Origin of the sequence: Shewanella sp. SG44-6 (assembly GCF_014164185.1) — a bacterium.
Taxonomy (GTDB): Bacteria; Pseudomonadota; Gammaproteobacteria; order Enterobacterales; family Shewanellaceae; genus Shewanella; species Shewanella vesiculosa.
In genome coordinates this window covers 74,337-88,379 of the sequence record NZ_JACJER010000004.1, presented here as the reverse complement: position 1 = coordinate 88,379, position 14,043 = coordinate 74,337, and the positions used below count along the sequence as shown (strand labels likewise).

The following is a 14,043-nucleotide window of genomic DNA, read 5'->3' as shown; positions in this document are numbered from 1 at the left end:
AATTCAGCAGTCGCTTGTAACTCTAGAGAAAATTCAGACATAAAAAAATCGGCCTCAGAAATAAATCTAAGACCGATTATGAAGCCTAGAAAAGATCGTTCAAGTCGCTTAAACGATCGGCATTACACCCTTGGTGGCATTTTTTTATTCATCCTGCAAGAGTGTTAGTTCGTTTTCGCGGCTGGTGATTTTTTGCTATCAAATAATGCTTGAGCCAAACCAACACAAAGCCCTGCAATATGGGCACCATTTGCAATAGGCATTCCCAGCACATCCGTAAAGCCAAGAACGAGCCAAACCATCATAAACCCCATATAAGATTGCGGTAAATTAATACCACAATTGGGTTTACGGATCCCCATTAACCAAGTGTAACCCACCACAGCATAAACGACGCCAGACAGCCCGCCAAAATTAGGCCCTGTCATGTAAAACTGCACAATATTGGGTAACGTACCCGCGACGATTAATAAAAATAATAATGGTCGAGTACCTAAATTGGTCTCAATTTTACCGCCTAAATACCACCACCAAAGTAAATTAAAGATAATATGCATAGCAGAAAAGTGCATTAGGCTAGGGGTGAAGACTCGCCATATTTGGCTTAAATCACTATCAGCTACGGCGCCGAAAAAAGATAATTTAGTAAAGGTATCATTAGCAAAACCAAGGTTCATAGCAGCAAAAACGGCCACACATGCAAAAAAACATACTAATGTGAGTGGGCCTGCACCTGTCATAAACTGTTGAATTAGGCCTTTAGCTCCCGGGCCGTAGTCAAATTTAGTATCGGTAGCGCCGTTATCCCAAGATGCCTGCAAATACTTGCTGTCGTGAGGGTTTTTAGCAAACTCAAGTAACTCGGCGCGGGCTTGAACTTCATCAGCAGGATTGGTGATCGCTAGGCCAACACCCTCAGCATGAGAAACAGCATTGCATTGAATATTTAACCCTTTAAGGTAGTCAATAAATGCTTGTGCTGCACGTGCATTAGGAAGTTGGCCAATTTCTATCATGAGTGAGCTAAGCTCCAAGCGCTGAAGCCGCCATCTAGGCTGTAAACATCATCAAAACCTTGCTCATTTAAGTAGTTGGCCGCACTTTGGCTACTCATGCCGTGATAGCACACTACGACCAAAGGTTTGTCCATATCAGCATCGGCAATAAAGGTTGCTAGATTTTCATTGGTTAGATTGGTTGAACCTTCAATGTGAGCAGCGGTAAAACTAGCAGCATCACGAATATCAACAACTTGTATGTCGTTAGATTCGGAGGACATATGGATAAGCTCATTAATCGACAGATGTTTAAAACCAGACATGTTATTACCTATAAAAATGTACGCATAGCGTTTGACTTAGTATCAGTCTGCAACAAGGGGTTGTATAAATACAACCCCTTGTTAGTGTGGATATGCTAGATGTTAATAATAATTAATCCCAGCTCAGGATAACCTTGCCAGACTGACCTGAGCGCATTGCATCAAAGCCTTTCTGGAAATCATCAATATTAAAGTGATGAGTAATGATCGGAGATAAATCTAAGCCAGATTGGATTAAACTGGCCATTTTATACCAAGTTTCGAACATTTCACGGCCATAAATGCCTTTGATGATCAAACCTTTAAAAATGATTTTGCTCCAATCAATAGCCATTTCGCCACCAGGAATACCTAGCATGGCAATTTTACCACCATGGTTCATCGTGTCTAACATGGCATGGAATGCCGATGGCACACCTGACATTTCTAAACCGACGTCAAAGCCTTCTGTCATGCCAAGCTCTTTCATCACATCTTTAAGACTTTCTGTGGCGACATTCACTGCGCGGGTAGCACCCATTTTACGAGCAAGATCAAGTCGGTATTCGTTTACATCAGTGATCACGACATGACGTGCTCCGACATGTTTACACACAGCAGCAGCCATAATACCAATAGGACCAGCGCCGGTAATTAATACGTCCTCACCGACTAAATCAAATGATAATGCGGTATGTACAGCGTTACCGAAAGGATCGAATATAGCCGCTAAATCATCTGGAATATCAGCCGGGATCTTGAAAGCGTTAAATGCAGGTAGCACTAAGTATTCGGCAAATGCACCGTCACGGTTCACACCCACACCTGAAGTGTTACGGCATAAGTGAGTACGGCCTGCACGACAGTTACGGCAATGGCCACAAGTAATATGACCTTCACCCGATACGCGATCGCCAATACTGAAACCGCGAACTTCCTGACCCATACTGACAACTTCACCGACATATTCATGGCCAGCAATCATAGGTACAGGAATGGTTTTTTGTGACCATTCATCCCAGTTGTAGATATGGACGTCAGTGCCACAAATAGCCGTTTTACGAATTTTAATCAGTAGGTCGTTGTGACCCATTTCTGGTTTTGGTGCATCGACCATCCAGATGCCTTCTTCAGGCTTTAACTTACTTAATGCTTTCATGTTAATGACCTATGTTGTCTGGAATTAGATAATGCCCATTTCTTTACCAATACGGGTAAAGGCACCAATTGCATGATCAAGTTGCTCGCGGGTGTGTGCCGCAGACATTTGGGTGCGAATACGCGCTTGGCCTTTAGGCACTACAGGAAACGAGAATCCAACCACGTAAATGTGTTCTTGCAACAAACGGTTTGAAAAGTCACCTGCCAATTTCGCATCGCCAATCATAACCGGAATAATGGCATGGTCTGCACCACCTAAGGTAAAACCTGCTGCTGACATTTGCTCACGGAAATAACGACTGTTTTCCCATACGGCTTCACGCAAGTCTTGACCGGTTTTTAGCATTTCAAGCACACAAATTGATGCACTAACAATAGAAGGCGCTAATGAGTTTGAAAACAGGTAAGGGCGCGAGCGTTGACGTAACCATTCAACCACTTCTTTCTTCGCTGCAGTAAAACCACCCGATGCACCACCTAAGGCTTTACCTAATGTACCGGTAATAATGTCGACACGATCCATAACATTACAGTATTCATGGGTTCCACGGCCATTTTGACCGATAAAGCCTACGGCATGAGAGTCATCGACCATCACCAATGCGCCATACTTATCGGCTAGATCACACACACCTTGAAGGTTAGCGATTACGCCATCCATTGAAAATACACCGTCAGTGGCGATCAAAATGTTGCGTGCACCAGCAGCTTGGGCGGCAATAAGCTGAGTTTCTAAGTCGGCCATATCATTGTTGGCGTAACGAAAACGCTTAGCCTTACACAAACGCACGCCATCAATGATTGAAGCATGGTTAAGCGCATCAGATATAATCGCATCTTCTGCATCTAATAGGGTTTCAAATAAACCCGCGTTAGCATCGAAGCAAGATGAATATAAAATAGTGTCTTCCATGCCTAAAAATTCACTTAGGCTAGCTTCTAATTGCTTATGAATATCTTGAGTACCGCAAATGAATCGTACCGAAGCCATACCAAAACCATGACTGTCTAAACCTGCTTTTGCTGCTGCAATAAGATCCGGATGATTGGCTAGACCTAAATAGTTATTGGCGCAGAAGTTAATCACTTCTTCACTATTAACTTGGATGGCAGTTTGTTGAGCAGAAGCAATGACGCGTTCATTCTTGTATAAACCATCGGCTTTTACATCGATAATTTGCTGATTAATTCGGTCGTAAAAAGAGGTAGATGCCACCTGTGTTCTCCTAAATATGGTTATTATGCTTATCCAAATCACGCAGTAAACACCGCGATAAATGACAGGGTGTTCTGGAGTTGTTGGCATTCTAACCTTTATTTTTGCCGCTCTACAGCGTTTTTTTTAGTCGTCAGACCAACATGAGTTAGTTTAGGGCTACTGATATATTCACATTAAAAAAACTAATCATTAACATGGTTGATTACGATGTTGGGGAAGTGGATGCATCCGTCCAACATCATCCGCAAGTAACCGACTCAATTGTAGTCGGTTACTTGCGGATTGGAAGGTATGTTATGGATATGAGATAAGCGAGAATGTCAGTATTTGGTTACGCAGCGTTATGGCGCTCTTGGCTGGCTATATCTAAATAATGTTGTTCTAAACGGCAAAATGTTGCACTTGACGTAGGCGTAGAATAAGCCTGAAAAATCATCAAAACTCGCAATAGTCCATCATACAGAGTGGCTTTAGTGATAGTTGATGTGCTGGATTGGGTTAATTGATAGCTGATCCAGAAGCTGACCATCATTTTAATGGTATCGGCAAGCGCAGTGACTTTATTATCATCGACATCGAGGAAACCGTCTTTTTTGAGTTTGCGAAGCACATCGCTTGAACGATTAAGCACTTGTTGTTGAGCATGTAAATAGCGTTTTTTAAGTGCTTCATCACGGCTTAAAATATCAGCTAGGTTGGCATACATAAACCTGAACTGCCATAAGGTGTAGAACATGGCATCAAAGTAACCCATTAATAACTCAATCGTAATAGGCACATCATCATAAGGCTTAAAGCCTGACTCTAAATGACTTTCATATAAACTAAAAATCGAATTGATAATGTCTTCTTTATTGCGGAAGTGATAATACAAATTACCCGGACTAATACTTAAGTGAGCGGCAATATGGTTAGTCGTAATGCTACGCTCACCATGTTCATTAAATAACTCTAAGCTGGCAAAAATAATTTTATCGCGGGTTTTCATTTGATTTCCATATTCATTATTAGCTTATTATCGGTCAAATAATTGCTTAAGCCGACTTAGTATGAGTATGTTAACATTGTGCTCATCTGACAAGCAAAAATCGATGACTCTTCTTCCATGAACCGTATTTTTTATTCTTTATTTCTGTATTTATTGTTTCCGCTGGTGGTGCTCTATCTTGCATTTCGGGCAATAAAAAGTGTCGATTACCGTCGTCGTTGGTCTGAACGTTTTGGCTTGGCCAAACTAGAGCAAACTGATGTATTGATCCACAGCGTGTCTATGGGGGAAACCCTGGCGGCGATTCCCTTGATTAAGCAGCTTATGGCAGCGCACCCAGATTATTTATTTACCGTCACCACTACCAGCCCAACGGGGTCTGCAGAGGTGGTAAAAGCATTTGGCGATAAGGTACAGCATTGTTATCTACCATTTGATTTTTCTTATGCGATTAAAAAATTTCTCCGCCAATTACAGCCCAAAGTATGCATTATCATGGAGACCGAGTTATGGCCTAACTTAGTCCACTTTGCCGCGCGGCAACAAGTGACTGTGATTTTAGCCAATGCACGGTTGTCGCAAAAATCAGCCGATAAATACGCTAAAAAGCGTCGTTTAGCAGTACCTATGTTAAATAAACTCAAGTTGATTACTGTTCAAACTCAGGTTGAAGCAGAGCGGTTTATTCATCTGGGAGTGGAAGCTGAACGCCTACAGGTGTGTGGCAGTTTGAAGTTTGATCTCACGATTGATCCCATTAAAAAACAGCAAGCCAATACGCTTCGAGATCAATGGCATCGTGTTAATTCACCTATTTGGGTTGCCGGAAGTGTTCATCCTGGGGAGTTTGAGGCAATGTTAAGTGCCCATAAGCAGCTACTGAGTTATTTTCCAGATGCATTATTGATCATGGCACCCCGACATCCTGAGCAATTCAACTTAGCCGCGATTACGATTACTCAGTCTGGATTAACCTTAGCTAGACGCAGTATGCATGATGAAGTGAATGGGCAAACTCAAGTGTTACTTGGTGACACTATGGGGGAACTGGTTATGCTATATGGTACAGCTGATCAGGCATTTGTTGGCGGGACACTGATTAATAATGGTGGTCATAACCCGCTTGAACCTGCGGCCATGGGGCTACCTGTGTATGTTGGTCCCAATCATTGGGATTTTGCTGAGATTACGCAATTACTCGCAGATGCCGGAGCATTAAGCTGCATTACTTCTGCAGAACAGTTAGCCCAAGAGTTACAACATAAGTTCACAGATAACCCCCTATATCAATCGGCGTCTTTTGCCGCTCTTGCAGTGGTTGAGCAAAATCGTGGTGCCTTATTAAAGCAGTTTACATTGATCAATCAACTTATCGTTTAATCTTGAACGGTTAATCGTATGACAAGGCCAGACGATGACTTGGTTTAGATAGGATTAACGCTTTGATAACCGTTAAGTAATTGCTGCCAGTGCTGTTGATTAAATTGCAGTGTAGCGAGTTTGGTGAGTTCTTTTTTAAAAGAACGTAGTAACCGCTGCAGATTGGCTTGTTGCCAGCTGGCTTGTGGTTGACGTAATTCACCTCTATCAAAATCAATTAGATAGAATTTCCCTTGAGCCAGTAGGATATTTTTAGCATTTAGATCTGCATGATACACCCCACGCAGATGAAATTTGGCAATGGTTTCACCGAGTAAATACCATTGTGCTTCTGTCATTGGCTTATGGCGTAAATGCGCCACTAAATCGTTTGATCCCGCGACATGTTCAATGATGATGTCGGCCCGATACCATAAACCAAAGCGCTCAACATTCGCTGCTATTGGACGTGGAACAGCAAAGCCTTCTTGATATAAGGTTTCCAGTATGGCTAATTCAGCCACAGCGCGAGTATGTTGTAGGCCAGTATAAAGATAGGCATCACGGCTCAACTTTTCCATCATCCCACCACGCCAGTAATGACGTAACACCCATGTTTGCGGCGAATCCAAGTTATCGGTTTTGACAAACCAGGTGGTATAACGCCCCTTAGATTGACCGACAATGGCATTTCTTTGTTGCCAAGCCTCTACGGCAAAGTCGTGAGGTTCCAGTTGTTGGGCTGTAGTTTCACACCAGGCAATATGGCCAAGTTGAGTGGTTTTTATTTGCATCTAATTATCAATAGCATTGGCGAGATTGTGGATCGAAATAACATTATACCTTAAGATCACTTACTTGCCTCCACCGTCTTACTTCTTCATTTAAGCATATTGGATAATCAATGAAAGCTGACTTTAGTGCGATACGTTCATTATGTTTACTGCGTTTATCTGCTATTGGTGATGTTTGCCACGCTGTAGCTATGGTACAGGCTATTCAAAAACAGTATCCCGATCTGAGTATCACTTGGGTTATTGGCAAGATCGAATATCAGTTACTTAAACACTTACCTGGCATTGAGTTTGTTATTTTCGATAAGTCTAAGGGCTGGCGTAGTTATGTTCAGTTACGTCGTGATTTACATGGTCAGCGTTTTGATGTGTTGCTGCACATGCAAGTTGCCTTGCGTGCAACCATAGCATCGTTAATGATTAAGGCCCGAGTGCGGGTCGGATTTGATAAAGCAAGAGCCAAAGAAGGTCAATGGTTGGTTACCAATCATGCCGTTGAGCCCTTGGCCACGCCGCATGTATTAGATGGTTTTATGGGCTTTGCTAATGCCATTGGCGTAGAAGACTTAACCCCAAGCTGGAATATTCCGGTACCTCAAGCCGATACTGATTTTGCTAAACGGCTCGTGGGTGATGATAAGGTGTTGGTGATTTGTGCTGCTGCCAGTAAAGCAGAGCGTAATTGGCTGCCAGAGCGTTACGCTGCAGTAGCCGATTACGCCATTGATCAAGGTTACCGAGTGATGCTGTGTGGCGGCCCAAGCGCGCTAGAACAAACCTTAGCAGATGTGATTCAATCTCATAGTCAGCAGCCCTTTGATAATCAAGTGGGCAAGACATCGCTTACGCAACTGCTTGCGGTGTTAAAGCAAGCGACAATAGTGCTTGCACCAGATACCGGGCCATTACATATGGCGGTGACTCAAGGTACTCCGGTTATTGGTTTATATGCTCATTCTAATCCCGGGCGAACGGGCCCCTATTTTTATCGAGATTATACCGTGTCTGTTTATGACCAAGTCATAAAGCAACAGGTTGAAGGAGATGTAAACTGGGGCACGCGCGCTAAAGGCGAGCATTTAATGGCAATAATAGAGGTTGATGAGGTTATTGCCTCCTTCAAACAGTTTTGCGCAGAGCAATACACAGTTTCAGCTGCTGGTTTACGCTGATAGAAGATCAGCGATTATTCTGTTCGGTGACATATTCAATATGGAAAGGTTAAATGAAAATCTTACATGTACTACTTTGCCGAGGACCGTTTCCGGCGTTTAAGTTTGGCGGTACTGAGCGCGTGGTATGGTCATTGGCTACCGCTCAAAAACAGCAAGGTCACGAAGTTAAGTTTTTGATGCGCCCACATGATATTAGGCCTGAAGGAACCTTGTTGTACGATAAGAGAAAATCATTTAATCAACAGATTACTGATTGGCCTGATGTGGTGCATTTTCATTGCGCCTTTACTGGCGAATTAGATAAGCCGTTTGTGTGCACTGAACACGCCAATGCAGATAAAGCGAAACAATATGATCGCAACACTATTTTTATCTCCCAGCGTCATGCTAATAATCATCACAGCGATTGCTATGTTTACAATGGCCTAGATTGGTCTGAGTATGGCCAACCTAGCTTTGAATCTAACAGTAACTATGTTCACTTTTTGGGTAAAGCGACGGTTCGTCATAAAAACATGACTGGCGCCGCTAAGATTGCTAAAAAAGCGGGTCATAAATTAGCGGTATTGGGCGGTAAACGATTTGAGTTTGGTAAAAAAGGCTACTTTAACCTTGATATGAATATCGACTTTAAAGGCATGGTGGGTGGCGATGATAAATTTACGATTATTAAGCAATCACAAGCGTTATTATTTCCAGTGAGATGGCATGAACCCTTTGGCTTGGCGATAACCGAAAGCCTGTTTTTAGGTACGCCAGTTATTGGAACACCCTTTGGGTCTTTACCTGAGATTATCACCCAACCTGAAATGGGACTTCTGACGACAGATTATAATGAGATGGTGGATGCACTGAAGCACCTAGATCGTTTTGATCGTAAAGTGTGTCACCAAGTGGCAAGGGATGTGTTTAATGCCGATGTGATGGCGCAACAGTATCAAGCCATGTACGACAAGGTACTTAACGGTGAATATTTAAATCAGGCTGCTCCTTATGCTACCCAGAGTTTATTAGATTTACTGCCTGTTACCGAATTGATGTCATAACTCGCATCATTCACGGTTAACCGTTTCAATAAAAAAGGCCTATTCGGCCTTTTTTATTGACTCCAATTATAACCGTTCAGCTAGCTTGGGCGTGCCACTATAATGTTGCCTTAGCTGTTGGGTGAATGCATCAACAATTTGCTGCGGTGTAATTGATTTAGCTTGGCCGCTACCGGTTAAAATAATACTGTCGCCCTTAGGTTGCCATAGGGTTAAATCATTCGACATTATGGTCACTTGTGGTTTATCCATGCATACAGCTAAGTGTGCCGTAGCGGTTTCAGCGCTAATGACGATATCGCTTTGTGCAATTAAGGCGGGCAATTGAAAGAAGTTTTGCTTAGCAGTAAATGTGGTAATCGCTAAATGGTTTAGCTCGCTATCTTCAGCAACTTGAGTGGTCACTTCATTCAATTTATCTGGCGGACAGTTGAAAATATACACCAGATTTTGATATTGAAGTTCGAGAGTTAAAATCACTTGTTTAAGTTGAGCAAAAGGATAATCACGTTTATCGGCGGTGGATAAATGGTTTACAAACACCACCAGTTTATTGGTGTCATTTGCAGTTAACTTGTTAATCAGTATACAAGCTTGTTGTTGATAAATGGCATCAACATGAAACACTAATTGCTTTTGACCATCGACTAAATCGCCACAAGTAAGACCTAACGCCCGCTCGAAACATTGGCCATATAAATCGGTAATATGTTGACTGCTCTTAACCATGTCATCGTAGCTGAAGTAGGTATTTATATTATTAAAATACAGCCATTTTGCTATCGGGTTACTCAATGGTTTACTTTTAGAGGCGACGACAAAGGCTGAAGTTGATATTTTTCGAGCAATTTTTGCGAACTGCTCACTGCGATTCTTACCAATAAATACAATTAAATCATAATTGAGTGATTGTGCTTGGCTGATATAGCCTTGTCTTTGGGCGAGGTCGCCAACAATGGGGTAGGTCTTATCGATAATACCCAGTGAGTCTATCCATTCATTGAGGACTTTATTGCGGCCTGTTGCCCACGATTGTGGACGACTACGACAATCATCAAACCACACATCAATAACCAAATGTGGATACTTAGCTTTTAGGGCTTTTAACCAGACACTCTGGTAAACAAAATCACCAATGGCTAAGTGGGTCATATACAAAATACGCTGGGCATTTTGTAATTGTGTATGGCTAATTAATGAAGACACATTAATCCTTTTTTAACGCTTGAGTGAATTGACGAAATTGTTTTTCCAGCTGAGGTGTTGCGATAAATCGCATCAATGCCCGGCTCCAATTTAACATTAACTTTGTCACACGTCGTTGAGGTGCTCTTTCTAAGTTACCGTCAGGATTAATATCTGACGGACCTTCTATGTCGACAGAAATACAGTAAGGCAGCAAGCCAAAAGGCGTTATTCCTAGGCTCCACCAAGATTTTAAATGACCATCAACTGGTTGAACAATATAAGGCATATGTTTAATCAGTGACTCTGCACCACGACGACTAATGGCTTGGGCCATTGCCCCAAGTGGAAATTTTTTATAGGTCACAAATTCAAATTCACCATAGTGCACCGACGACTGAATATTTTTACGACTTTTTCGTGTCAATGGATATAGCTTAATAAAGTCCCAATCCATGGTGGGCAGATTGAGGATCATGTTGATTGTATCGGCAAAGTTAGCCTCAAGGTGAATATCATCTTCAAATACAAAGGCTAAGTCTAAATCGTCGTCGATAATTTTTTGCCACGCTCGTTTGTGGCTTAAGCTACAGCCGATTTCACCAGCACTGAGATCGCGATAATAATGTTGTCTGGCTAAACGTGCGGGGGATACGGCTTCGATTTCTTCGCTTGATAGCAATTTACCTTCAACAGCGTCAATGCGTTCAAACGGAATGTTAACCGCCGCAAGTTGCGCTGCAATTTGTGCCAGCCGCTCTTGCGAACGAGCCAAATTAATAACAAACACTTTGTACTTTAACATGAATAATTAAGCCTTTTTCACGGAATACTTTGTTGCTAAACGGGTTAAATCTCAATGCCTATTACGCTAAGAATAGGGTCAATAACCCTTTATTAAATAGTGATAAAACGCTTTGCTATCGCATTGATAATCGGTTTGGGTAATTTATAGCGTTGTTGGGCTTTATTGATAAACAGATCCCAACCACTTTGTTTAATTTCATCTAATGTGTTGTCATCGATGTGACCTTTAAATAGCTCGCAAAAGTCATTTACAAATCTTACTTCTCGCTTGAGCGATGAATTACTGTAGCCTCGGCCAGCGTAGTGAATAAAACTGGCATCGCGATAATGCTCTGGCCCCATAAAGTCCATGCGATTAAATTTAGGCGAAATATTCTGATGCTTTAGACCGTCTCGGTGCAATAAGTAGTTTACATATGTTTGTTCGTAATACTTGATATGGTTACATAGCTGTTGCAGATCGTCGAGTTTAGCAATATCAAACAATCGGTTTTGCTTCGAAATAAGCATACAACCTAAGTTGTAATACACTGGGCGATTGTTGACCACAGGCCAGTTATCGACAGGCCCCATAATTGAGGTTATTTTATCAATTACACTTTGGCGCTCTAAGTGCTCGCCTTCATTAAACAAATAAACCGTGTTCAGGTCATCGTAAACCTCAAAGATATTCTCTGCATCGGGTTGAATAATAATGTCAGCATCGACATACAATACGCGATCATATTGTTTCAGAATTTCTTTAATATACAGTTTTTCAGTCCATGCAGGGCTGGCGGTATGTTGAGGATCTGTAATCGTGATTGGATAATGAAATTCTTTAGATACAATGAGATCCGCGCCAACTTTTTGTGCATATTGCTCAAAGCTGAGCAGTGCCGCTCGGTACATCGGATTTTCATCACCAATCGCAAGCGTGAAGATAGCTTTTTTCATTATTGTATCCAAGTAAAGTAGGAGTTAGCTTAACGGTTGCTCGTCATTATTGACCAATAAAGTGCTGACTCTTAAGCCAATTTAAATACTCTGGTACCGCTTGTTCGACCGTTTTAAATTCGGCGTGATAACCGGCGGCTCTTAGTTGGGTTAAATCAGCCTGAGTGTAACTCTGATAGGCACCTTTAAGCTTATCAGGGAAAGGAATGTACTCAATGTGTCCTTTACCATGATACGCAATCACAGCATTAGCAACATCATTGAAGCTTTGTGCTTGGCCAGTACCACAGTTATAAATGCCAGATACTGATGGATTCTGCCAGAGCCATAAATTAACCTTAACGACATCCTCGACAAACACAAAGTCACGAAGTTGCTGGCCATTGTCATAACCATCCACACCTTCAAATAAACGACATACACCATTATGATTAATTTGGTTATTAAAGTGGAAAGCCACACTGGCCATACCGCCTTTATGTTGCTCACGCGGACCATAGACATTGAAATAACGTAAACCAGCTACCTGGCTGGTAAGTTTTTGTTGTCTTACATACTGGTCGAATAAAAACTTGGAGTAAGCGTAGACATTCAGCGGCTTCTCGAGTTCACGTTGCTCAATAAACTTTTCGCTGCCGCCATATACCGAGGCCGAAGAAGCATAGATAAATTGACAGTTATTGGCTTGGCTATAATGTAATAAAGTTTTTGAATACTCGTAGTTGTTAGCCATCATAAACTTGCCATCCCACTCTGTGGTCGATGAGCAAGCACCTTGATGGAAGATTACTTCGAGTGCGTTATCAAAATCACCGGCTTGAATTTGCTTGATGAAATCATCTTTATCAAGATAGTCGGCGATTTCACAATCGGCTAAATTAAACATTTGGGTACCGTCGGTTAAATCGTCAACGGCAATAATGTCATTTCGTCCCATGGCATTAAGTTGTTTAACTAAATTACTACCAATAAACCCTGCTGCGCCTGTAACCACTATCATAATAATATTTCCAATATTTGTGCTCTAGATGAGCAGGCTGAACCTATTGCGATTAAGATAACTTATTCAAAAAATCTGCAATTTCTTGGGACACTTGATCAAAGTCAATTAGCGACATATTACGGCCAGTTTTCTTACCAATTGGCGGCGTATAAGTGAGTCGCTTACTCGGCTCGGTTAACGTTTGCCATCTAATATGTGGTGCTGATCGTCTACCGGCATAAAAACCGACAGTCGGTACATTATGTAAGCCGGCAATATGCAATGGGCCTGTTGAACCGGCAATAAACATGTCTGCGGCAACTAGCGATTCGGCAAAATCACGCAAACTGCTTAATGGTTTCGCTATTGAAACGCGTATAGGTTGATCTGCAAGTAACGCTTGAATATTTTGGGCTAAAACCAATTCATCGCCATTATAGGTTAAAACAAAATGACAAGCTGTTTGGGTAAGGCGGTTGATTTGGCTGATCATTTTTGCCAGATCGACTTCTGCAACACTGCCCGAAGAACCACCGGTACCTGGATGAATAAAAATCAGCTTTTCATCACCTTGTTGGCCATAATATTGCTGCCATTTAGGTTTATATTCACTCATATCCCAATACTGCTTCGGTAAACTTGGGATAGGATAACCATGATGGTGTAAAAAATGTTCTATCAACATACAGCTGCCACGCCAACAACCTTCACCTTTTTTGTAATCTGTGTTTGCTCGATGTTTATACAGATACTGATACCAATTATGTTTCGGCACTAGCTTGTATGGAATATCAATGTTTTTTAAGAGCTTATACATTCTCATTTCAGAATGTGCCACGATGACAGCATCGTAATTTTGCTTGGCAATATGTTCTGCGATAGCCTTGTCATCACCAGAATCAGCAATAGCATTATCAATATAGGGACATGCTTCGGCAAAAGGTGTAATTACTTTGGCAACAAATACGTCAATTGTCGCATCTGGAATGGCTTGTTTGAGTAGATAGAATGCAGGCCATGTCAGTACAAAATCGCCAATTTTATCGTGTTTGATGACTAAGATTTTTTTCATATTAGTGTCTGAAAGATAA

At 41.8% G+C, this 14,043-nt stretch carries 14 protein-coding genes; 3 read left to right on the top strand and 11 right to left on the bottom strand.

Features of this window, described 5'->3' with window-relative positions; all coding sequences use genetic code 11:
• Nucleotides 1-164: 164 nt before the first annotated feature.
• The 5 genes from glpG to H5185_RS01605 form a co-directional block, all read right to left on the bottom strand.
• Nucleotides 165-1,016, bottom strand: a complete 852-nt coding sequence (gene glpG / locus H5185_RS01625; protein ID WP_182741159.1) for a rhomboid family intramembrane serine protease GlpG — start codon at nt 1,014-1,016, stop codon at nt 165-167.
• The gene (gene glpE / locus H5185_RS01620; RefSeq protein WP_124016686.1) at nt 1,013-1,321 is read right to left on the bottom strand and encodes a thiosulfate sulfurtransferase GlpE; all 309 of its coding nucleotides are present in this window, start codon (nt 1,319-1,321) and stop codon (nt 1,013-1,015) included. The genes glpG and glpE overlap by 4 nt, the downstream gene beginning before the upstream one ends.
• Nucleotides 1,322-1,433: 112 nt before the next feature.
• On the bottom strand, nt 1,434-2,459 hold the full coding sequence (tdh, locus tag H5185_RS01615) for an L-threonine 3-dehydrogenase (protein WP_124016687.1): 1,026 nt from the start codon (nt 2,457-2,459) through the stop codon (nt 1,434-1,436).
• 24 nt (nt 2,460-2,483) lie between these two features.
• Nucleotides 2,484-3,677, bottom strand: coding sequence for a glycine C-acetyltransferase (locus H5185_RS01610; protein ID WP_124016688.1), 1,194 nt, complete (start codon nt 3,675-3,677; stop codon nt 2,484-2,486).
• Between the two features lie 334 nt (nt 3,678-4,011).
• On the bottom strand, nt 4,012-4,668 hold the full coding sequence (locus tag H5185_RS01605) for a TetR/AcrR family transcriptional regulator (protein ID WP_124016689.1): 657 nt from the start codon (nt 4,666-4,668) through the stop codon (nt 4,012-4,014).
• A 117-nt stretch (nt 4,669-4,785) separates the two neighbouring features.
• Here H5185_RS01605 and waaA point away from each other — a divergent pair, with 117 nt between their 5' ends.
• A complete protein-coding gene (waaA, locus tag H5185_RS01600; protein WP_182741158.1) occupies nt 4,786-6,048 on the top strand; it encodes a lipid IV(A) 3-deoxy-D-manno-octulosonic acid transferase in 1,263 nt (420 codons plus the stop codon).
• A gap of 44 nt (nt 6,049-6,092) precedes the next feature.
• On the opposite strand, the gene H5185_RS01595 is transcribed toward waaA, so the two are convergent.
• Complete coding sequence (locus H5185_RS01595) at nt 6,093-6,821, bottom strand: 3-deoxy-D-manno-octulosonic acid kinase (RefSeq protein ID WP_182741157.1); 729 nt, start codon at nt 6,819-6,821, stop codon at nt 6,093-6,095.
• Between the two features lie 110 nt (nt 6,822-6,931).
• On the opposite strand from H5185_RS01595, the gene H5185_RS01590 reads away from it, so the two are divergent.
• A complete protein-coding gene (locus H5185_RS01590) occupies nt 6,932-7,993 on the top strand; it encodes a glycosyltransferase family 9 protein (RefSeq protein ID WP_182741156.1) in 1,062 nt (353 codons plus the stop codon).
• Nucleotides 7,994-8,046: 53 nt separating this feature from the next.
• Nucleotides 8,047-9,042, top strand: a complete 996-nt coding sequence (locus H5185_RS01585; RefSeq protein WP_124016693.1) for a glycosyltransferase family 4 protein — start codon at nt 8,047-8,049, stop codon at nt 9,040-9,042.
• Nucleotides 9,043-9,108: 66 nt separating this feature from the next.
• Here H5185_RS01585 and H5185_RS23255 read toward each other — a convergent pair whose 3' ends face one another.
• The 5 genes from H5185_RS23255 to H5185_RS01560 all read right to left on the bottom strand — a co-directional run bounded on the left by H5185_RS23255 (nt 9,109) and on the right by H5185_RS01560 (nt 14,024).
• On the bottom strand, nt 9,109-10,248 hold the full coding sequence (locus H5185_RS23255) for a glycosyltransferase family 9 protein (protein WP_182741155.1): 1,140 nt from the start codon (nt 10,246-10,248) through the stop codon (nt 9,109-9,111).
• Between the two features lies 1 nt (nt 10,249).
• Entirely contained in the window at nt 10,250-11,032 is a 783-nt protein-coding gene (locus H5185_RS01575; RefSeq protein WP_182741154.1) for a glycosyltransferase family 25 protein, read from the bottom strand.
• Nucleotides 11,033-11,124: 92 nt separating this feature from the next.
• Nucleotides 11,125-11,970 (bottom strand): glycosyltransferase, encoded by an 846-nt coding sequence (locus H5185_RS01570; protein ID WP_124016696.1) that lies wholly within the window; start codon nt 11,968-11,970, stop codon nt 11,125-11,127.
• 46 nt (nt 11,971-12,016) lie between these two features.
• The gene (rfaD, locus tag H5185_RS01565) at nt 12,017-12,970 is read right to left on the bottom strand and encodes an ADP-glyceromanno-heptose 6-epimerase (protein ID WP_182698227.1); all 954 of its coding nucleotides are present in this window, start codon (nt 12,968-12,970) and stop codon (nt 12,017-12,019) included.
• 52 nt (nt 12,971-13,022) lie between these two features.
• On the bottom strand, nt 13,023-14,024 hold the full coding sequence (locus H5185_RS01560; protein ID WP_182698228.1) for a glycosyltransferase family 9 protein: 1,002 nt from the start codon (nt 14,022-14,024) through the stop codon (nt 13,023-13,025).
• Between the last annotated feature and the right edge of the window lie 19 nt (nt 14,025-14,043).

Excerpts from the sequence above, each read along its gene's own strand:
- H5185_RS01575 (WP_182741154.1), bottom strand. The coding sequence starts at position 11,032 with ATGTTAAAGTACAAAGTGTTTGTTATTAATTTGGCTCGTTCGCAAGAG.
- H5185_RS01590 (WP_182741156.1), top strand. The coding sequence starts at position 6,932 with ATGAAAGCTGACTTTAGTGCGATACGTTCATTATGTTTACTGCGTTTA.
- H5185_RS01560 (WP_182698228.1), bottom strand. The coding sequence starts at position 14,024 with ATGAAAAAAATCTTAGTCATCAAACACGATAAAATTGGCGATTTTGTA.
- H5185_RS01585 (WP_124016693.1), top strand. The coding sequence starts at position 8,047 with ATGAAAATCTTACATGTACTACTTTGCCGAGGACCGTTTCCGGCGTTT.
- glpG (WP_182741159.1), bottom strand. The coding sequence starts at position 1,016 with ATGATAGAAATTGGCCAACTTCCTAATGCACGTGCAGCACAAGCATTT.
- waaA (WP_182741158.1), top strand. The coding sequence starts at position 4,786 with ATGAACCGTATTTTTTATTCTTTATTTCTGTATTTATTGTTTCCGCTG.
- H5185_RS01570 (WP_124016696.1), bottom strand. The coding sequence starts at position 11,970 with ATGAAAAAAGCTATCTTCACGCTTGCGATTGGTGATGAAAATCCGATG.
- H5185_RS01605 (WP_124016689.1), bottom strand. The coding sequence starts at position 4,668 with ATGAAAACCCGCGATAAAATTATTTTTGCCAGCTTAGAGTTATTTAAT.
- rfaD (WP_182698227.1), bottom strand. The coding sequence starts at position 12,970 with ATGATAGTGGTTACAGGCGCAGCAGGGTTTATTGGTAGTAATTTAGTT.
- glpE (WP_124016686.1), bottom strand. The coding sequence starts at position 1,321 with ATGTCTGGTTTTAAACATCTGTCGATTAATGAGCTTATCCATATGTCC.
- tdh (WP_124016687.1), bottom strand. The coding sequence starts at position 2,459 with ATGAAAGCATTAAGTAAGTTAAAGCCTGAAGAAGGCATCTGGATGGTC.
- H5185_RS01595 (WP_182741157.1), bottom strand. The coding sequence starts at position 6,821 with ATGCAAATAAAAACCACTCAACTTGGCCATATTGCCTGGTGTGAAACT.